The organism is Vibrio sp. OPT24 (assembly GCF_015163545.1).
GTDB classification, from domain to species: domain Bacteria; phylum Pseudomonadota; class Gammaproteobacteria; order Enterobacterales; family Vibrionaceae; genus Vibrio; species Vibrio cyclitrophicus.
The window spans coordinates 258,037-277,878 of the sequence record NZ_JADDYI010000081.1 but is presented as its reverse complement, the minus strand read 5'-3'; the positions used below and the strand labels follow the sequence as shown (position 1 = coordinate 277,878).

17 protein-coding genes are annotated in these 19,842 nt (G+C 44.8%); 6 read left to right on the top strand and 11 right to left on the bottom strand.

From position 1 onward, the window contains the following. Positions 1-198: 198 nt before the first annotated feature. The 3 genes from mnmA (at position 199) to purB (ending at position 3,510) form a co-directional block, all read left to right on the top strand. Positions 199-1,335 (top strand): tRNA 2-thiouridine(34) synthase MnmA, encoded by a 1,137-nt coding sequence (gene mnmA, locus IQO02_RS21545; RefSeq protein WP_010439984.1) that lies wholly within the window; start codon positions 199-201, stop codon positions 1,333-1,335. A 42-nt stretch (positions 1,336-1,377) separates the two neighbouring features. Further along, complete coding sequence (gene hflD / locus IQO02_RS21540; protein WP_010439981.1) at positions 1,378-1,995, top strand: high frequency lysogenization protein HflD; 618 nt, start codon at positions 1,378-1,380, stop codon at positions 1,993-1,995. Positions 1,996-2,139: 144 nt separating this feature from the next. Continuing rightward, entirely contained in the window at positions 2,140-3,510 is a 1,371-nt protein-coding gene (purB, locus tag IQO02_RS21535; protein WP_016768562.1) for an adenylosuccinate lyase, read from the top strand. Between the two features lie 268 nt (positions 3,511-3,778). Here purB and htpX read toward each other — a convergent pair whose 3' ends face one another. Beyond that, complete coding sequence (htpX, locus tag IQO02_RS21530) at positions 3,779-4,642, bottom strand: protease HtpX (RefSeq protein WP_010439977.1); 864 nt, start codon at positions 4,640-4,642, stop codon at positions 3,779-3,781. Positions 4,643-4,919: 277 nt separating this feature from the next. Between htpX and IQO02_RS21525 the strand changes: the two genes are divergently transcribed. Beyond that, the gene (locus tag IQO02_RS21525; RefSeq protein ID WP_010439975.1) at positions 4,920-5,087 is read left to right on the top strand and encodes a hypothetical protein; all 168 of its coding nucleotides are present in this window, start codon (positions 4,920-4,922) and stop codon (positions 5,085-5,087) included. Between the two features lie 114 nt (positions 5,088-5,201). On the opposite strand, the gene bioD is transcribed toward IQO02_RS21525, so the two are convergent. Genes bioD through bioB form a run of 4 tightly spaced genes read right to left on the bottom strand, consistent with a single transcriptional unit; the run spans position 5,202 to position 8,924 of the window. Then, complete coding sequence (bioD, locus tag IQO02_RS21520) at positions 5,202-5,885, bottom strand: dethiobiotin synthase (protein ID WP_010439972.1); 684 nt, start codon at positions 5,883-5,885, stop codon at positions 5,202-5,204. Then, the gene (bioC, locus tag IQO02_RS21515; RefSeq protein ID WP_102282584.1) at positions 5,882-6,685 is read right to left on the bottom strand and encodes a malonyl-ACP O-methyltransferase BioC; all 804 of its coding nucleotides are present in this window, start codon (positions 6,683-6,685) and stop codon (positions 5,882-5,884) included. Before bioC ends, bioD begins: the two co-directional genes overlap by 4 nt. Continuing rightward, positions 6,686-7,885: an 8-amino-7-oxononanoate synthase gene (gene bioF / locus IQO02_RS21510; protein WP_102282585.1), complete on the bottom strand. Its 1,200-nt coding sequence runs from the start codon at positions 7,883-7,885 to the stop codon at positions 6,686-6,688. After that, entirely contained in the window at positions 7,872-8,924 is a 1,053-nt protein-coding gene (bioB, locus tag IQO02_RS21505; RefSeq protein ID WP_010439965.1) for a biotin synthase BioB, read from the bottom strand. The genes bioF and bioB overlap by 14 nt, the downstream gene beginning before the upstream one ends. A gap of 156 nt (positions 8,925-9,080) precedes the next feature. On the opposite strand from bioB, the gene bioA reads away from it, so the two are divergent. After that, complete coding sequence (gene bioA, locus IQO02_RS21500) at positions 9,081-10,358, top strand: adenosylmethionine--8-amino-7-oxononanoate transaminase (RefSeq protein WP_010439964.1); 1,278 nt, start codon at positions 9,081-9,083, stop codon at positions 10,356-10,358. Between the two features lie 104 nt (positions 10,359-10,462). On the opposite strand, the gene IQO02_RS21495 is transcribed toward bioA, so the two are convergent. From IQO02_RS21495 to lrp, 6 genes are all read right to left on the bottom strand, one after another. Then, positions 10,463-10,729: a DksA/TraR family C4-type zinc finger protein gene (locus IQO02_RS21495; RefSeq protein ID WP_102282586.1), complete on the bottom strand. Its 267-nt coding sequence runs from the start codon at positions 10,727-10,729 to the stop codon at positions 10,463-10,465. Positions 10,730-10,940: 211 nt separating this feature from the next. Then, positions 10,941-12,248, bottom strand: a complete 1,308-nt coding sequence (gene serS / locus IQO02_RS21490) for a serine--tRNA ligase (RefSeq protein ID WP_010439959.1) — start codon at positions 12,246-12,248, stop codon at positions 10,941-10,943. Between the two features lie 142 nt (positions 12,249-12,390). Continuing rightward, a complete protein-coding gene (locus IQO02_RS21485; RefSeq protein WP_016768557.1) occupies positions 12,391-13,746 on the bottom strand; it encodes a replication-associated recombination protein A in 1,356 nt (451 codons plus the stop codon). Positions 13,747-13,809: 63 nt separating this feature from the next. Beyond that, positions 13,810-14,406 carry an outer membrane lipoprotein chaperone LolA gene (gene lolA / locus IQO02_RS21480; RefSeq protein ID WP_016768556.1) on the bottom strand — a complete coding sequence of 199 codons (597 nt, stop codon included), beginning with the start codon at positions 14,404-14,406 and terminating at the stop codon, positions 13,810-13,812. A gap of 368 nt (positions 14,407-14,774) precedes the next feature. Beyond that, the gene (locus IQO02_RS21475; protein WP_193838639.1) at positions 14,775-17,900 is read right to left on the bottom strand and encodes a DNA translocase FtsK; all 3,126 of its coding nucleotides are present in this window, start codon (positions 17,898-17,900) and stop codon (positions 14,775-14,777) included. A 163-nt stretch (positions 17,901-18,063) separates the two neighbouring features. Beyond that, positions 18,064-18,558, bottom strand: a complete 495-nt coding sequence (gene lrp / locus IQO02_RS21470) for a leucine-responsive transcriptional regulator Lrp (protein WP_004734558.1) — start codon at positions 18,556-18,558, stop codon at positions 18,064-18,066. Positions 18,559-18,714: 156 nt separating this feature from the next. Here lrp and ald point away from each other — a divergent pair, with 156 nt between their 5' ends. After that, complete coding sequence (gene ald, locus IQO02_RS21465) at positions 18,715-19,839, top strand: alanine dehydrogenase (RefSeq protein WP_010439944.1); 1,125 nt, start codon at positions 18,715-18,717, stop codon at positions 19,837-19,839. Positions 19,840-19,842: the final 3 nt, after the last annotated feature.

Below are 19,842 nucleotides of genomic sequence, written 5' to 3'. Positions count from 1 at the left end.
ATCTCAGGTCTTGGATTTCGAGCGACTATGCCACATATACTTCTGACATCCTAGCGACTCACCTCGCTCTCATGCGATTCTCTAACAAAGTCAGCGCACTATTTGTGCAAATGAAACTGTGATTCCGGTCTCGGATCTGTCACGGCGTTTCTCTTTCTGTTAGAATCTGCGACCAAGTAATAGTAACGGTGTTTAGACATGTCAGATATCAGCTCTGGAAACAGCGAAAAGAAAGTAATTGTCGGTATGTCCGGCGGTGTAGATTCGTCAGTATCGGCGTATCTTCTTCAGCAACAAGGCTATCAGGTAGAAGGCCTTTTCATGAAAAACTGGGAAGAAGACGATAACGAAGAATACTGCACGGCAGCTGAAGATCTTGCTGATGCTCAAGCGGTATGTGACAAATTAGGTATCCACCTTCACACTATCAACTTTGCCGCAGAGTACTGGGACAATGTATTCGAATACTTCCTTGCTGAGTACAAAGCAGGTCGTACGCCAAACCCAGACATTCTTTGTAATAAAGAAATCAAATTCAAAGCATTCTTAGAGTTTGCAGATGAAGTATTAGACGCAGACTACATTGCGATGGGTCACTACGTTCGTCGTACTTTTCCTACTCAAGAAGAGCTAGACGCTGGTGTGAAACCAGAAATGCTACGTGGCCTAGACAGCAACAAAGATCAAAGCTATTTCTTATACACATTAAGCTCAGACCAAGTGGCACGCAGCCTATTCCCAGTTGGTGAATTAGAGAAACCTGAAGTGCGACGTATTGCTGAAGAACAAGATTTGATTACAGCAAAGAAAAAAGACTCAACGGGCATCTGCTTTATTGGTGAACGTAAGTTCACTGAATTCTTAGGCAAGTACCTACCAGCACAGCCGGGTAACATCGAGACACCTGAAGGCCAAGTAATTGGTCAACACCAAGGTTTGATGTACCACACATTAGGTCAACGTAAAGGCCTGCATATTGGTGGCACCAAAGGTGGTGGTGGTAATGAAGAACCATGGTTTGTTGGTGAAAAAGATCTGAAGCGTAATGTGCTGATCGCAGTACAAGGTAAAGACCACCCTCTTTTGAAATCAGAGGGTTTGATTGCTTCTCAGCTTCACTGGGTAAATCGCACACCAATTACTGAAGTTATGACATGCACGGTAAAAACTCGTTACCGTCAAACCGATATTCCTTGTACAATCATCCCAATTGATGACGAGAACATTAAGGTTATTTTTGATGAACCACAGATTGCTGTGACCCCTGGTCAATCGGCAGTATTCTATCTAGACGACGTTTGTCTTGGTGGTGGTATCATCGAAAAGCGCATCTAACTATTATCAAACGAACGATAGAAGACAACTAGGAGTTACTACGTGGCTAATACACTTTATGACCGTACTATTGCTTTCGCCGGAATTTGCCAAGCTGTGGCTTTGGTTCAACAAGTAGCGAAAGACGGCCATTGTGATAAAGATGCCTTCGAAGCTTCACTCAGTGCTATTTTGAATACCAATCCGGTGAATACTGTGGGCGTATTTGGACGTGAAGCGAACCTAAAGCTTGGCCTTGAGTGCTTAGTAAAAGGTATCGATAGTACTCCAGCTGGTAGCGATATCACGCGCTACATCATCAGCTTGATGGCGCTTGAGCGTAAACTATCTTCTCGTAACGATTCGATGTCTCAACTTGGCGACCGTATACAAACGGCAGAACGCCAAACTGAACACTTTGATCTGTTTGACGAGCAAATGATCAGTAACTTAGCGAGCATCTACCTAGATGTTGTGAGTCCTATCGGCCCTCGCATTCAGGTATCTGGGACACCATCAGTACTTCAACAGACGTCGAGCCAACATAAGGTTCGTGCGCTTCTTCTATCAGGGATTCGAAGCGCTGTGCTTTGGCGCCAGGTTGGCGGTAAACGTCGCCACCTAATCTTCGGTCGTAAGAAGATGATCGAGCAAGCTCAAATCTTATTAGCTCGAATGTGATTTATTAGCTCGCGCCTCGTCGCGAGCTTGTTTTTTTGTATCAACACAACTCTCACGCAAACGTTTGCGCAATGTGCGTGACAATTGAGATTGTTACTGGTATAAACCTCTCAAAATTTAGAAAACTCAATTCAGGAGAACACCATGGAACTGTCAGCATTGACTGCTGTTTCACCAGTAGACGGCCGTTACGGAAGTAAGACTATTGCACTACGCAGCATCTTTAGTGAATTTGGCCTACTAAAATACCGCTCTATCGTTGAAATTCGTTGGTTACAAAAGCTTGCACAAACTGATGCAATCGCAGAAGTACCAGCGTTCAGTGCAGAAGCTAACCAGTTTCTTGATGAACTAGCCGCTAACTTCAGTGAAGAAGACGCTCTGCGTATCAAAGAGATCGAACGCACGACAAACCACGACGTTAAAGCGGTTGAATACTTCTTGAAAGAGAAAGTAGCTGGCGTTCCTGAACTTCACGCAGTAAATGAATTCATTCACTTTGCATGTACTTCTGAAGACATCAACAACACATCTCACGCACTTATGCTTAAAGAAGCTCGTGACACTGTGATTCTTCCAGAAATCCGTAACGTAATTGATGCTATCAAAGCACTTGCGAACGAGTACCGTGATATTCCTCTATTGTCTCGTACACATGGTCAGCCAGCTTCTCCTTCTACTATGGGTAAAGAGATGGCTAACGTTGCGTACCGTATGGAACGTCAATTCAAGCAAATCGAAAACGTTGAGATCCTAGCGAAAATCAACGGCGCTGTAGGTAACTACAACGCACACCTTTCTGCATACCCAGAAGTTGAATGGCACAAGTTCAGCGAAGAGTTCATCACTGAATCTCTTGGCGTAACTTGGAACCCGTATACAACTCAAATCGAACCTCACGATTACATCGCTGAGCTATTCGATGCAATTGCTCGTTTCAACACGATCCTTCTTGACTTCGACCGTGACGTTTGGGGCTACATTGCTCTTGGTCACTTCAAGCAGAAGACTATTGCTGGCGAAATCGGCTCTTCTACTATGCCGCATAAAGTTAACCCAATTGACTTCGAAAACTCTGAAGGCAACCTTGGTCTAGCTAACGCAGTATTCAGCCACCTTGCACAAAAACTTCCAGTTTCTCGCTGGCAGCGTGACCTTACTGACTCTACGGTTCTTCGTAACCTAGGTGTGGGTGTTGGCTACGCAATCATTGCATACACTTCGACTCTGAAAGGTATTAGCAAGCTTGAAGTTAACCGTGCTGCGCTACTTGCTGAACTAGACAAGAACTGGGAAGTATTGGCTGAACCAGTACAAACAGTAATGCGTCGTTACGGCATCGAGAAGCCATACGAGAAGCTAAAAGAGCTAACTCGTGGTAAGCGTGTAGATGGCGAAGGCATGCGTGCATTCATCGATGGTCTAGAGATCCCTGAAGACGAGAAAGTTCGCCTAAAAGAGATGACTCCAGCGAACTACATCGGTCAAGCAATCGAGCTAACTGACAAGCTGTAAGGTTCGAATTTCGAATCACAGAATAGACTAAGGCTTCCCATGTGGAAGCCTTTTTGTTGCGTATAACAAAGAACCTTGAACTATCGCTCGCGTCCTAAGTAAAAGAACAGCCGTAAATCAAACCTGACTTCCCCAACTAGCCCACCCCATTCAAATACAGCAAGCCGCATTAAACAAACATCCTTAAACGCCAAGACCAAAAAAGGCCTCCCGAAGGAAGCCTTTAGAATACATATTGCCGCTTAACGACAGCAGTTTGTGTTGGAGCTTACATGTTGCGTAAAGACGCAATACGCTTATCTAACGGTGGATGGCTCATTAGTAGCTCAGTAAGAGACTTCTTACCGTTGATACCAAACGCCATCATAGAACCTTCTAGTTGTGGTTCGTGGCTCACCTTTAGACGCTCCAGAGCGGCAATCATCTTCTCTTTACCCACTAGGTTCGCTGCACCTGCATCGGCATGGAATTCACGATGACGGCTGTACCACATCGTAATGAAGCTTGCTAAGAAACCAAATACCAATTCCAACACCATAGACACACCGAAGTACACCATCATGTTGCTGCCGCCCTCTTCTTCGTTGTCATTCGACGCAACAATGTTAGCGATGAAACGAGATAAGAAGATAACGAACGTGTTCACAACACCCTGCATTAACGTCATGGTCACCATGTCTCCGTTCGCAATGTGGCTAACTTCATGCGCTAATACTGCTTCAGCTTCATCACGCGTCATGTTGTGTAGAAGACCTGTTGATACTGCGACCAATGAATCATCACGCTTAGCACCCGTCGCGAATGCATTGATGTCTGGCGAGTCGTAGATCGCCACTGTTGGCATACCAATACCAACTTGTTGAGATTGACGGCTTACCGTCTCCATCAACCAATGTTCTGTTTCGTTACGTGGGCTTTCAATGACCATGCCGCCTACTGAGCGTAGTGCCATTTTCTTTGACATCATTAATGAAATGAATGAACCGCCAAAACCAAATACTGCAGCCATTAACAACAAGCCTGAAAGGCTTCCTGGTTGCATACCTGTAACTGCATATACAATATTAAGAACAACACTTAGTACCAATACAACCGCAAGGTTGGTTGCAAGGAACAACATTACTCGCTTCATTACTTATCTCCGCATGAAAGCTATTTTTATAAAACTTATTGTTATAGGCAAGGCAGACAGCAATTGATTCCAGCCTTGAAGACTTATACTTACTTATACATATAGTCTTAGATTAAGAAAACAAGGTTAAGCATTAAATTGCAACATTTGATTACGAGATTGTAGCCGCGTTAATTATGGTCTATTAGACCTAAGTCGTATGGTGTCGATATAACAATCCGTTTACAGTGACTTCAGATGATTTATTGGCTAGTCCATGTACAAAAAGGGAACGATCATGGTTGAAGGTACTAACACTCAAATGGCTATCGATTTACTGTGCTGTCACCTAGGGATTACTGAAGAAGAAGCGAAAAAGCAGATTGGAATTCTAACACCGCAAACGGCTCAGGCAGAAATCACAGAAACACAGCAAGCGCTAATGGGACTAACAAAAGAACATTGATCCTAAGCTTGCTTATGTAACAGACCAATTGTTTATAAACCAATGGTCAAAGGCTTAACAGAGAAAAAGGGCTGCAATCGCAGCCCTTTTCTTGTTTGACGTATAACTTGAGATTTAAAGATCAAGTAGTGGTTGAACATTAATGTACTTACCAATGTTCTTTGACTTCGCTTTTGGTACGTAAGGAATTTCACCTAACTTCGGTGCACCTAGCTTATCCTCAAGCATCGCAATAATATCAGCATAATGTTCAGTGCCTGGATTAATACGGTTCGCTACCCAACCTACTAGATTTAGGCCGTCAGCACGAATCGCTTCTGCCGTTAATAGAGCATGGCTCAAACAACCCAGTTTAATACCTACAGTCAAAACCACTGGAAGCTGTTCTTTTTTAACCCAGCTAGACAGATATTCGTCGTCTGAAACCGGAACACGCCAACCACCAGCACCTTCAACTAGAACGATATCAGAATTTTGCTTATGCGCTTCAAGCTTCGCTGATAATATCGCTGTATCAATCACTACACCGTCATGCTTTGCCGCGATGTGAGGCGATGACGGTAGCAATAACGCATATGGATTCACGTCTTCGTAAGCAATATCTTGCGTTGCCGCTTCTTGAAGGTGCAATGCATCACTATTACGCAACCCTTCTGGGTATTGCTCGCTTCCGGCAGCAACTGGCTTATAGCCAATTGTTGATAAATCTTGCGCGGCTAAAGCTTGAAGAATCGCTTTTGAAACCACAGTCTTTCCAACTTCGGTATCCGTACCTGCAATGAATAATGCATCAATCATAATTGAATAACCCCTAAACAAACTTGATATGTTGCTGGCAAGAAACCTTGATGGTTTTTAAACTCTCGATATTCCCGTTCAACGAGCTGCAACATGCGGCGACTTGTTAAACCTTGTGAGCGACCACTTACGTGATTAGCGCCGATACCTTTAAGGTCGCGCATCAGTTCAAACGCAGTGTCGTACCAAACGGTGATGGTGGGCAAGTCTAGTTGATGAGCCGTACAGCTAGATTGCGCTAACGCAATTTTTACCTGATTGATTGTAATAAAATGGTTAACGTGTTGATGTGTGTCAATTTTAGACCATGATTTTTCTAACTCAAACAGTGACCCATAAAGCAAAGTTGAGAAAATCACAGACCCACCAGCCGCAGTGACACGCTTCATCTCTTTCAAAGGCAACGACAAGTCGTCACACCATTGCAACGCAAGGCTAGAGAAAACGATGTCAAAACACCCATCTTCAAACGGTAATTGTTCGGCATCGGCTTGTTGGTATAAAGAGACAGATGCGCCACAACGTTTTTCTGCTGTTTCCAACATTCCAACAGAAAGATCAGCGCATACTACTTCGGCCCCTCGTTTTACAAGTTGCTCTGAGAAATAACCAGTCCCACAACCTAAATCGAGCACCTTTAACCCTGATAGATCACTCGGTAACTTATCCAGTAGTCGGTGGCCGACATCTCGCTGAAACTCAGCGTGTTTGTCATAGGTTGTTGCTGCGTTTCCGAAGGCTTTGGCAATCGCACTTTTGTCTTGGCCTACGTAATTATTCACTACTGCTTCTTGTGACATTTACTGAGCCTCTTTATTTGATTCTAAGCTTGGATCGATGCCCGATTCACTGCTTCGGTCAATTGCCTGATGCAACGACCTGGTTAACTGATGAATCTGATCCTCACTGTGATTCGCCGTTAAGGTAATACGCAAACGAGCTGTCCCTTTCGGAACGGTTGGCGGCCTTATCGCCGTTACCCAAACTTGTTTACGCTTTAATTCTTCAGCAACAGACAGTGCCGCCTGTGCTTCACCGATTACAAACGGCTTAATCGGAGTCTGAGTATCTATAAAACCTTTCACGCCACTCATCTCCTCCGCATAGATCGCACCTAGCTTCATGAGCTTCTCTCGACGCCACTCTTGCGTCTGAATCATCTGACACGCATGAGACAAAGCCACTGCTTGTGAAGGTGGCATCGCCGTCGAGTACACATGATGACGAGCAAACTGAGTTAAGTAATCACCCACTTCTAACGAACAAAGAATCGCAGCACCAGAAAGGCCAAATGCTTTGCCAAAGGTCACCACCAAAATATCCGGTGAGATTTGTGCTGCACTGCAACTCCCAGCCCCTTTATCACCTAATACGCCGATACCGTGGGCATCATCAACCACCAACCAACTGTCGTATTGATGAGTCAGGTTAAAGATCTGGCTGAGAGGCGCTTGATCGCCATCCATGCTGAAAACGCCCTCAGTCACGACCAAGGATTGTGGAGATTGGCTTAGTAGAGACTCTAGATGCTGCGTGTCGTTGTGCTTAAAGCGTTTCATGGTTGCAGGTGAAAGCATCCCCGCTTCCATTAAAGAGGCGTGGTTAAGTTTGTCTTGCAACAGAGAGTCGTCTTTTTCGAGCAGAGAAAACAACAAAGCTTGATTAGCGCTGAAACCAGAACTAAAGAGTATGGCTCGTTCAAATCCAAGCCATTCACACAGCTGAGCCTCTAAATTTAGATGAGCAGGACTAAAACCTGTGACCAATGGCGATGCCGCACTGCCGGCACCATATTGGGAAAGTCCGGTTTGCCATGCATCGACCAGTTCAAGATCGTTTGCCAAGCCTAAATAGTCATTACTCGAAAAATTAATGAAGTTAGAACCTTCACTATTAAGCAAAGGGCTATTGCTGTTTTCGAGTACCTTAAGTTGACGAGTTAGCCCTTGCTCGCGACGATGAGCAAGGGCACTTTTGATGCGAGATTTAAACAGTGGCATCGTAGAACATGTCATCTTTCGTTGGACGAGCAGCAACGCGCTCCACCACTTGATCTAACAGTTCATTTTCTTGAATTTCGTCAGGCTTTTGAGCCACCTGTTGGCTATTGATACCCAACTTCTTAAACAACTGCATATCCGTGTCTTCGTCTGGGTTTGGCGTAGTAAGTAACTTACAGCCGTAGAAGATAGAATTTGCACCCGCCATGAAACACATCGCTTGCATCTGTTCATTCATGTTCTCACGACCTGCAGATAGACGAACCGCAGACATTGGCATCATGATGCGAGCAATCGCAATAAGCTTAATGAAGTCAAAAGACTCAACATCATCAACGTTTTCCATCGGTGTGCCTTTCACTTTTACGAGCATGTTGATTGGCACACTCTCAGGGTGTACTGGAAGGTTAGCCAGTTCTACAAGTAGACCCGCACGATCATTGGTGCTTTCACCCATACCAATAATACCACCAGAACAGATCTTCATACCGGCATCACGCACGTGAGATAATGTATCTAAACGATCTTGGTAAGTACGAGTAGTAATGATGCTGCCGTAGAACTCCGGAGAAGTATCAAGGTTGTGGTTGTAGTAATCCAGACCTGCATCCGCTAACTCGCCAGCTTGATCGGGCGTTAGCATACCTAGCGTCATACAGGTTTCTAGGCCCATGCCTTTCACACCTTTGATCATGTCAGTTAGGTGAGGCATATCGCGTTCTTTCGGATTTTTCCATGCCGCGCCCATACAGAAACGAGTCGAACCCGCGTTTTTGGCTTTTTGCGCCGCATCCAAAACACGCTCGACTTCCATTAAGCGTTCTTTGTCGACATCCGTTCGGTAGTGAGCACTTTGAGGGCAGTATTTACAGTCTTCAGGACAAGCACCGGTTTTAATCGATAGAAGCGTACTCACCTGCACGTGGTTGTGCTCTTGGTACTGTCTATGAACCACTTGAGCTTCAAACATTAAATCCATAAACGGTTTTTCAAGCAGTGCTCTTACTTCAGCAACTGTCCAGTCATGACGAACTTCCACGTGTCGATCCTTTTTATTATTTGATATTACATCTCTATCAATAGAGATTGTATTTATGCTTGGATAGTCTACCGACAAGCTTTAGACTGTCAACACATTGATAATATAAAAAGTTTACATATGGTTACTTTTTAACCAAAAAGAATGGGAGTTACTATGGATCTCGCCTTTGATCGCCAGCATATCTGGCATCCCTACACATCAACGTTAACACCTCTGACCTGCTATCCAGTCACCAATGCAGACGGTGTTTACCTAGAATTAGAAGGTGGAAAACGCATTATTGATGGCATGTCATCTTGGTGGTCAACCATCCATGGCTATAACCACCCAGCATTAAATGCGGCCGCTCACAGCCAAATCGATAAAGTTTCACACGTTATGTTCGGTGGTATCACCCACCAACCCGCTATCGATCTATGTAAAAAGCTTTTGAATCTCGCGCCAAATAATCTTGAACATGTATTTTTGGCCGACTCTGGCTCGGTAGCCGTGGAAGTTAGCCTAAAAATGGCACTGCAGTATTGGCACGCTAAAGGGCAACCTCGTTCAAAGTTTCTCACGCTAAGAGATGGCTACCATGGCGATACCTTTGCAGCGATGTCAGTCACTGACCCAGATAACTCAATGCATAGCCTTTACAAAGGTTTTTTGCCTGAACACATTTTTGCAGACTCTCCGAAAACAGGTTTTTGGGATCAATGGAATGCGAGCGACATAAACAGCTTTCGAGAAAAGCTAGCCGCACACCACCAAGAAGTTGCTGCCGTGATCTTAGAGCCAATCGTCCAAGGTGCTGGCGGTATGCGTATCTACCATCCTGAATTTCTGAGACAGGTTCGCTTGCTGTGTGATGAATTCAACGTCTTGCTGATCTTGGATGAGATTGCGACCGGGTTTGGCCGTACAGGGAAACTTTTTGCTTGCGAACATGCCGATATTCAACCGGATATCTTATGTGTAGGTAAGGCGCTAACTGGTGGCTACATGACCCTTTCAGCAACGCTTGCGAGTAAAGAAGTTGCTGACACAGTATGTGGCGGTGAAGCGGGTTGTTTTATGCACGGTCCAACATTTATGGGTAACCCATTAGCTTGCGCGGTAGGTGCGGCAAGCTTGTCCATCATAGAGCAAGGCGATTGGCAAAATCAGACTCAACAAATTGAGCAACTTTTCTCTGAGTTGCTACCGCCTTTGCGAGAGCATAATCTTGTCAAAGATGTTCGTTGGTTGGGCGCTATTGGCGTCGTTGAAACCCATACACCTGTCGATATGGAAACCATCCAAGCTCACTTTGTTGAACAAGGGGTTTGGATTCGTCCATTTGGTAAGTTGATTTATATGATGCCTCCCTTCATTAGCAAGCCTGAGCACATCGAGAAACTTGTTTCCGCTATTAATTGCGCATTAAAAGATCGCCACTGCTTTAAATAGAAGACAAAGCTATTACCTCTCCTTACTGGTTCATTTGCTATCTGCAATATTGAAGTTAAGGAGAGGCCGGTTCATTATTATCGACAATAGAGAACGACCGCCTTCTAACGAAGTTGGCTGTCTTTACTTGCTCTGCGATTGAACAATGAGTGACGATACGCAACGTGTTCAAACATGGACTGGCATCCAATACAGAAACGCACGCCTTTAATTGCTAGCCGTCTCTTTTCTGATATCTCACCACCGCACTCGTCACAATAATGCAAGCTTTCCCCACTTTGAATGTTCCCTCTTACACGAGAGAACTCATCATCAATGGTATTTTGAATTTGCTGACTGACGCTATCGTCACCTGCCAATCCTACGGCCATAAGTCCTTCTCTGTATTTGCATGAGAAAATTTGTACCTATCGCGGTAAGAGCGCATTATAACCATTTTTTAGTGGTGTAATAATAACCTAAATTAGAGAAACGCTATTACAAATGAGTAATGAAATTGACCCTCGACTCACTGCTTTCCGGTGTAACAGAAAATAAAAAACCCAGCCGATTGACTGGGTTTTCGTATAACAGTTTTACTGATTAACCGATGTGCGTTACGCCGCCCATGTATGGCTGAAGTACTGCTGGGATAGCAATACGGCCATCTGCTTCTTGGTTGTTCTCAAGAATAGCAACCATAGTACGACCAACAGCAAGACCAGAACCGTTAAGTGTGTGTACAAGTTCAGGTTTCTTCTCGCCTTTACGACGGAAACGAGCTTGCATACGACGTGCTTGGAAATCCCACATGTTTGAACAAGAAGAAATTTCGCGGTAAGTCTCTTGCGCTGGAACCCAGACTTCTAAGTCGTAAGTTTTCGCAGAACCGAAGCCCATGTCACCAGTACATAGAATCACTTTACGGTAAGGAAGCTCTAGAAGTTGAAGTACTTTCTCAGCGTGACCTGTTAGCTCTTCAAGCGCTGCCATTGAGTCTTCTGGCTTAGTGATTTGTACTAATTCAACTTTGTCAAATTGGTGCATACGGATAAGACCACGAGTGTCACGACCGTAAGAACCCGCCTCAGAACGGAAACATGGTGTGTGAGCTGTCATCTTAAGTGGCAGTTCGGCTTCATCAGTAATCGTGTCACGAACCATGTTCGTTACCGGTACTTCCGCAGTTGGGATAAGCGATAGAGTCTTAAGAGGCACGTCACTTACTTGCTCAGTTAGCGGGCTTGTGTGGAACAAGTCTTCGCCGAACTTAGGAAGCTGACCAGTACCGTAAAGGCTATCGTGGTTCACTAGGTACGGTACGTACATTTCTGTGTAGCCGTGCTCATCAGTGTGAAGATCAAGCATGAACTGAGCAATAGCACGGTGTAGGCGTGCGAATTTTCCTTTCATCACGATGAAACGAGAACCCGAGATTTTTACTGCGCTAGCAAAATCAAGACCGCCAGACATTTCGCCAAGATCTACATGATCTTTCACTTCGAAGTCGTAAGTCTTAGGTTGACCCCAACGAGAAACTTCTACGTTGTCATCTTCATCTTTACCATCTGGCACTTCTGCATCAGGTAGGTTAGGAATAGACATTGTGATCGTTTCTAGCTCAGATTGAAGATCAGCCAATGCTACTTTAGCTTGGTCTAGTTCTGCGCCTAAGTTGCCTACTTCTGCAAGGATACGCTCAGCTTCTTCATGGTCGCCTTTTGCTTTCGCTTGACCAATGGACTTCGATCGAGAGTTACGTAACGCTTGTAGCTCTTCAGTTTTCATCTGAAGGGACTTACGTTTTTCTTCAAGTTCACGAATTGTCTCTACATCAAGGGTGAAGCCTCGACGTGCTAATTTTGCCGCTGTTTCATCCAGCTCAGCTCGAAGTAATTTAGAATCCAGCATTGCTAATCCTATGCTTTAGTTATTTGAATATTCAGTAGATTGCTACTGAATCACTGCTAAACCCCTAAAACTGGTGCTATTTCAACCAATTTATAACGATTTAATTGAATTTTTATGACTAGGTAACGATATCCAAAAAAGACTACTTTTCATAGCGTTTTTGTGGGCTTTTTGCGTCCAAATCCGCCAGATAATCTAGCTTCTCGCCAATTTTTGTCTCTAAGCCTCGTTTTGTTGGGAAATAGTATTGCTTCTCTCCCATTTCAGGAGGCAGATACTTTTCACCAGCCGCGTAGGCTCCTGGTTCGTCATGAGCATAACGGTATTCTTGCCCATAGCCCATGTCCTTCATCAAAGTTGTAGGTGCATTTCGCAAATGATGAGGGACTTCATATTCAGGAAGGTTGTGAGCATCTGCTAGAGCTTGCTTCCAAGCAGTGTAAACAGCATTACTCTTTGGTGCACACGCAAGATAAACTACCGCCTGCGCAATAGCACGTTCCCCTTCTGCTGGGCCAATGCGAGTGAAACAATCCCAAGCCGACATTGCGACCTGCATTGCTCTTGGATCAGCATTGCCAATATCTTCAGAAGCAATCGCCAGCAAACGCCTTACGATATACAAAGGGTCACAACCCGCTGCAATCATTCTTGCTGACCAATACAAAGCCGCGTCAGGGTTTGAACCACGAATCGATTTATGAACAGCGGAGATCAAGTCGTACCAAATATCACCCTTGTTATCGAAACGAGCAACCTTCTCGCCAGCCACTTCAGCTAACAACTGCAACGTTATCGCTTTCTCGCCTTTATCGTTGTCTTCTGCCATGTCATATAAAAGCTCAAGATAGTTGAGCGACATGCGTGCATCACCGTTGACCAGTTCAGCAAGGCGATCTAATACATTATCAGCAAAATTGGCCGACATATCACCTAACCCACGCTGTTTATCTTCGATAGCTTGGCGAATGACAAGGGAGATATCATCTGTATTCAGCGAAGTCAGTTTGTAAACACGCGCACGCGACAACAAAGCGTTGTTCAATTCAAAAGAAGGGTTTTCAGTCGTCGCGCCAATAAAGGTTACAGTGCCATCTTCAATATGCGGCAGAAAGGCATCTTGCTGGCTTTTATTAAAGCGATGGACTTCGTCCACGAACAGGATAGTTCTGCGTCCTGCTTGCTTGTTCTCACGCGCTTTTTCAATGGCGATACGAATGTCTTTTACACCCGAGGTTACTGCCGATACGCGTTCAACCTCTGCGTTAGCATAGTTTGCTGCTACTTCCGCTAACGTGGTTTTACCGGTGCCAGGAGGCCCCCACAAAACCATCGAGTGGATATGGCCCGCTTCCAATGCCCTGCGAAGCGGTTTACCTGGACCTAATATATGCTGCTGACCTATGTACTGTTCGACAGTTTCAGGCCTCATACGAGCAGCAAGGGGACGAAAATCTTCGTCCCCTGCAAAATCTAAGCTGTAATTACTCAATTGCAATCTCTTGATTCATTGATGGCATCAATGCCTATCGACGCGCTACCAAACGATCTGCTGTCTAGATCAGTTTCTTTGGTCGTCGACCTCGACACCTTCCGGCGCCACAAAAGTAAAGCGGTCTGCTGCAGGTTTACCTAAGTCGACGTTGCTAAAGGTAAACTCACCTTTCTGACCATCTTGTTCAATCACATTAAAGCCCTGAACAATGCCTTTTTCGTTGATATTAATCTGGAAGTCACCCTGATTCGAGTCGACTGCCGTTGGTGTTAGTGTAAATTGATTACCCGACTGCGCTACGTTGTAGTTATCCCAATCGTTTTCTTGGTTACGTGTCAGCAGCACAAAAGGTGTTTGCGATGTTGCTTGTTCTTGCCAGTAAATACTCACTTGCTCAATGAATGGGCTGTAATACCACAAGCTTTGACCGTCAGATACCAGTAGGTTTTCATCAGGGAAAGTGGTTTCCCAACGGAATAAGCTTGGGCGTGCAATCTCTACCGTGCCCTCACCTTCCATAACGACATCACCATCAGGGCTCGTCACGACTTGTTTAAAGTCAGCGCTAAAACCTGCGTTCAATGCTAAGCGACTACTCAGCTCTTCTTTCGGAGAAGCCAACACTGAGAAACTCATAAATAGAAGTGCGAATACTTTTTTCATCAATAATCCTGTTAGAACATACGTCGGTCATATTTTCGATTTGACCGACTTAATGGGTATAAGTTCATAGGGCGTGTTGACCTTTCGTGGTTGAACTTTGTTCGGATGGGGACGCCTAGTCAAAAGCGTTTTAATCGCGGCGAGGGGGAAGTAGCCTAGTCATTCTAAGCAAATCTCCCTCAACAAAGAGTAAAACGCTTTTTGCGGGGGCGCCCAGCTCGAACCCTTCGGGCAGCGTTTGCTGGTCATTTCTACTACGTTATCGGCTTCTCATGTAGGCTAGCTACACATCAAAGCCTCTGCCTTGTATAAATACCCAGCAACTCGCTGCAAAAAACAGCTCGAAAGATCTACACGCCCTAGTAGAACTAATCTTTTGGTGGAGCAGGTGCCAAGACTTCTCTGTTACCGTTATGTCCAGGAGCACTGACGATACCTTGAACTTCAAGTTGCTCGACAATTCTTGCTGCACGGTTGTAGCCAATCTTAAATCGACGTTGGACACCAGAAACTGAACCACGACGCGAATGGACCACATGTTCAACAACTTGGTCAAACAAAGGGTCGACTTCTTCATCGCCTTCCATTTTCTCACCTGGCAGCAAAGTTTCAGGCGTCTGTTCACCGTTAGTGATCTCATCAATATAGTTTGGCTTACCGCGTGCTTTCCAGTTATTCACGACTGCATGTACATCATCATCAGATGCAAAGGCACCGTGTACACGAGTTGTATGACTAGAGCCCGGAGGCAAGTACAGCATATCACCCATGCCCAATAGTGACTCGGCACCACCTTGATCAAGGATAGTTCTTGAATCCGTTTTGGTTGATACCGTAAAGGCCACACGCGTTGGGATGTTAGCTTTGATAAGACCGGTAATAACATCCACTGATGGACGTTGAGTCGCTAAGATCAAGTGGACGCCAGCCGCACGTGCCTTCTGCGCCAAACGAGCAATAAGTTCTTCAACTTTCTTACCAACGACCATAATTAGGTCGGCAAATTCATCGACGATAACCACAATGTAAGGCAACTTCTCTAGCAATGGCGCTTCAGGATCCATGCTGTCACCCGGTTTCCACAGTGGGTCATGGATTGGATGACCCGCTTCCGCGGCCATCTTCAATTTGTCGTTGTAGCCTTTAATGTTACGAACACCAAGTGCTGACATCAATTTATAACGACGTTCCATTTCGCCTACACACCAACGAAGGGCATTAGACGCATCTTTCATGTCGGTTACCACTTCAGACAACAGATGAGGGATACCTTCGTAAACCGATAGTTCAAGCATTTTCGGGTCAATCATAATGAAACGAACATCTTCAGGTGATGCTTTGTATAGCATACTCAAGATCATCACGTTCACACCTACCGATTTACCAGAGCCGGTTGTACCTGCAACCAGAACATGTGGCATCTTAGACAGATCAGCAATAACCGCTTCACCTGCGATGTCTTGTCCTAGAACGACTGTCGTTGGTGATTTTGCTTCTTGGAACTGAGGGCTCGCAACCACATCAGAGAAGAATACCGTTTGACGACTCATGTTTGGCAGTTCTAAGCCAACATAAGGTTTACCCGGGATTACCTCTACGACACGCACTGCCAAAGCAGACAATGAACGCGCTAAGTCCATAGATAGACCAGAGATACGGCTCACTTTTACACCAGGGGCAAGGTCGAGCTCAAATCGGGTGATCACTGGGCCAGGGAAAATATCAACGACTTCGGCTTTAATCTTGTAATCGGCCAGTTTAGACTCAACAAGACGAGCAATGGCTTCTAGCGCATCACGATCAATAAAGGTTTCACGCTTTTCAGGGTGGAACAGTAATTCAAGCGTCGGCAATGGCTCTGCAGGTTTCGGCAAGTTAACATCTTGTTGAACTAAAAACGGGTTTTGTGTCGCCGCGATATTCGCTTGGGCTTCAGAAACAAGGTTTTGGAATGCCGCGACATCTTGGTCTTGATGTACAGGTTCTTCTTCTGTTACCTCTTCCCAAGGAAGATCAACAACTGGTGCTTGGTTCTGCTCAGTCTTTTGCGTCAGCTCTTGTTCATAAGATGACGGAGCAAGTGGCTCTTCATCATTATCAATAGGTTCAGCATCTAGCTCTGAATTAGGTTCAAAGCTTTGCTCTTCCGTTGTCTCGAAAGGCGCTGAGAATTCTTGTGGTGTTTCTTCTATTTCACCCATTGGCGAAGCGTATAGAGATTCTGGTTGAACATCTTCCGCATCGAACTCGTTATTTACTTCTGGTGAGCTATCCATTACTGGTTCTACACTGTCAACAACCGTTTCAGTAGGATGAACTGCTGGTTGCTCTTCCTGCATGTATTGCTGATACGCGATCTGAGATTCATGCGCGTCAACCTGATCCTGTTCTGCGAGGTCATCTTCATACATAGCCGCATTTTCTAGCTGCTCTATCGTTGCATTCAACTGCTTAGAACGCTCAACACCTTCTTCTAAAGGCTCTTCTGGCGCTTGGTAAACAGGAGCTACAGAGATCGGTTGTGCTGTAGCACTTTCGTTTTGAATGGATGCTTGCTCATGGGTAGAGTCGTCTTGCTTCTTCACTGCCTCTAAAGGCATGTGAATATTGTACTGGCGCTTCTGTGGCACAGTATTATCAATGGTATTGCTCGCCGCTCCTGAAGATTCAGCCGTTGCAGAGAAGCTCATGGTTGGATCAAGGGAGTCTTGTTCTGCTTCTTTACTCTGTTCTTCAGCATTGTCTTCTATAGCGGGTAAATCTCGATAATTTGGTTGCTTATGACGATCTTCCAATCGTTCTCGGTCGGCAGATTCTTTCAGTTCAGGTTCGAGCAACTCTTGATCTTGTCCACGAACTTTGTTTACAGCAGACGTAAAGAATTTAATTGCACCTTCACCCAACCATTCAACAATGCTTAACCAAGAAATCCCCGTTAGCAGAGTAAAGCCAGCTCCCCATAAGAAAAGCAGAACCAATGTACTGCCAAGAACGTTTAACGTTGGAAGCGCAAGACTCGACAATACGTCACCCACTACCCCACCTGACGAAAAGTACCAAATATCGTCAAAGTTGATATCCGCTAGGCCACAACTCGTAAGAATAAGAACCGTAAGGCCAAGTAAGCGAGTACCCCACAGCATAAAATCAATCTGTTCGTCTTCATTGCGCTTACGGAACAGTACCCACGCAGTCACCGTCACCAATATAGGTAATGGGTAAGCCAGAGAACCAAACACAAAGAAAAGTGTATCAGCCAACCATGCACCTACATAACCACCGGCATTTTGAATGTCACCACCCCATGCAGTTTGCGACCATGATGGGTCAGCTGGGCTGAAAGTTAATAACGCAACGGCAAGTAGAATAGAGAAGAGAACGCCCAGAATCAGGCTGCACTCTCTAAGACGTTGAGAACCATTTAAACGAGGAGACTGAGGCTCTTCACTCGTTTTAATGATTGTTTCTACTTTATTACTGCTCTGCTTGAACATAAACCAACTTAATAATTGAACGAGATGAAAATGTCGCGAGCAGCTCGAGCCACTCGTTCCAATGAAACTACTGTTGATTTAACCATATCAAACAGAAAAACCCAATTCCAGAAAGCAAGAAAGCGGAACAAATGTCCGCTTTCTTTCATTTCACCAATTGTGATTAACGAGTTTTAATCACAAGTTGATTAGTTTGTTTCACTTCTTCCATTACAACGTAAGTTCGAGTGTCGTTTACGCCAGGTAGACGCAGTAACGTATCACCGAGCAACTTACGGTAAGCACCCATATCCGATACACGTGTTTTTAGAAGATAGTCAAAATCACCCGACACTAAATGACACTCTTGGATGTCATCTAGTTTCTGAACAGCGGTGTTGAATTGTTCGAACACATCTGGAGCACCACGGTTCAACGTAATTTCAACAAACACTAAAAGTGAAGCATCAAGGTACTGTGGGTTCAGCAACGCTGTATACCCAGTAATGTAACCTTGACGTTCTAAACGACGAACACGTTCAAGACATGGAGTTGGAGAAAGTCCTACTCGTTTTGAGAGTTCAACGTTTGAGATACGACCGTCTTTTTGCAACTCATTAAGAATGTTGCGGTCAATACGATCTAGTTCCTTGGACGGCTTCTTATAATTGTCTGCCATTTTTTATTCCACCTTATTACTTCCTTGCAAAAAAATATACTACAACTTTTTAATATTCAGTATCAAATTTTATTTAAACATATCTATACTAGATATTAATTCGACAGAATTACCCTACGCATAGATAAAACAACCAAATTATATTGAGGAGTCAGGATGATCATTGGCGTACCGAAGGAAATCAAGAACCACGAATACCGCGTTGGTATGACCCCAGCTAGCGTGAGAGAACTAATCTCACACAGCCACCAAGTTTTTGTAGAAACCAATGCCGGTAATGGTATCGGTTTTTCAGACGATGATTACATCGCTGTAGGCGCATCCATTCTTCCTACTGCTGCTGACGTTTTCGCGAAAGCAGAGATGATTGTAAAGGTTAAAGAACCCCAAGCTGTCGAGCGAGCTATGCTTCGCGAAGGGCAAATATTATTTACTTATTTACACCTTGCACCAGATTTTCCACAAACTGAAGAGCTTATCAAGAGCAAAGCTGTCTGTGTAGCCTACGAGACTGTAACAGATAATATGGGTCGCTTGCCACTATTAGCACCAATGTCTGAAGTCGCTGGTCGCATGTCTATTCAAGCTGGTGCACAAACGTTAGAGAAGTCTAACGGTGGTTGTGGTCTTCTTCTTGGCGGCGTTCCTGGTGTAGAACCAGCAAAAGTTGTTGTTGTTGGCGGTGGTGTTGTAGGTGCTAACGCTGCACGTATGGCTGTTGGCCTTCGCGCTGATGTAACCATTCTTGACCGCAACGTGGATACGCTTCGTCGCCTAGATGAAGAATTCCAAGGTCGTGCAAAAGTGGTTTATTCTACAGAAGACGCTATTGAGAAGCATGTTCTAGCAGCAGACCTAGTGATTGGTGCAGTACTAATTCCTGGTGCAGCAGCACCTAAATTGGTAACTAAAGACCACATCGCAAAAATGAAACCTGGCTCTGCAGTTGTTGACGTTGCGATCGACCAAGGCGGTTGTTTCGAAACTTCACACGCGACGACTCACGCTGACCCGACTTACATTGTTGATGACGTAGTTCACTACTGTGTTGCTAACATGCCAGGTGCAGTTGCTCGTACTTCTACTTACGCGCTAAACAATGCAACACTTCCTTACATTGTTAAGTTAGCGAACAAAGGCTACCGCGAAGCACTTCTATCTGATGAAGGCTTCCTAGAAGGTCTAAACGTAATCCACGGTAAAGTAACTTGTAAAGAAGTTGCAGAAAGCTTTGACCTAGAGTACGTAGACCCAGCTGAAGCAATCGCAATGTTTAACTAATGA

Coding starts and splice junctions, on each gene's coding strand:
- bioF (WP_102282585.1), bottom strand. CDS start 7,885: ATGCCACTGTTTAAATCTCGCATCAAAAGTGCCCTTGCTCATCGTCGC.
- bioD (WP_010439972.1), bottom strand. CDS start 5,885: ATGATTGATGCATTATTCATTGCAGGTACGGATACCGAAGTTGGAAAG.
- lrp (WP_004734558.1), bottom strand. CDS start 18,558: ATGGCAGACAATTATAAGAAGCCGTCCAAGGAACTAGATCGTATTGAC.
- IQO02_RS21525 (WP_010439975.1), top strand. CDS start 4,920: ATGGTTGAAGGTACTAACACTCAAATGGCTATCGATTTACTGTGCTGT.
- serS (WP_010439959.1), bottom strand. CDS start 12,248: ATGCTGGATTCTAAATTACTTCGAGCTGAGCTGGATGAAACAGCGGCA.
- bioA (WP_010439964.1), top strand. CDS start 9,081: ATGGATCTCGCCTTTGATCGCCAGCATATCTGGCATCCCTACACATCA.
- bioC (WP_102282584.1), bottom strand. CDS start 6,685: ATGTCACAAGAAGCAGTAGTGAATAATTACGTAGGCCAAGACAAAAGT.
- purB (WP_016768562.1), top strand. CDS start 2,140: ATGGAACTGTCAGCATTGACTGCTGTTTCACCAGTAGACGGCCGTTAC.
- mnmA (WP_010439984.1), top strand. CDS start 199: ATGTCAGATATCAGCTCTGGAAACAGCGAAAAGAAAGTAATTGTCGGT.
- htpX (WP_010439977.1), bottom strand. CDS start 4,642: ATGAAGCGAGTAATGTTGTTCCTTGCAACCAACCTTGCGGTTGTATTG.
- IQO02_RS21475 (WP_193838639.1), bottom strand. CDS start 17,900: ATGTTCAAGCAGAGCAGTAATAAAGTAGAAACAATCATTAAAACGAGT.
- IQO02_RS21495 (WP_102282586.1), bottom strand. CDS start 10,729: ATGGCCGTAGGATTGGCAGGTGACGATAGCGTCAGTCAGCAAATTCAA.
- ald (WP_010439944.1), top strand. CDS start 18,715: ATGATCATTGGCGTACCGAAGGAAATCAAGAACCACGAATACCGCGTT.
- lolA (WP_016768556.1), bottom strand. CDS start 14,406: ATGAAAAAAGTATTCGCACTTCTATTTATGAGTTTCTCAGTGTTGGCT.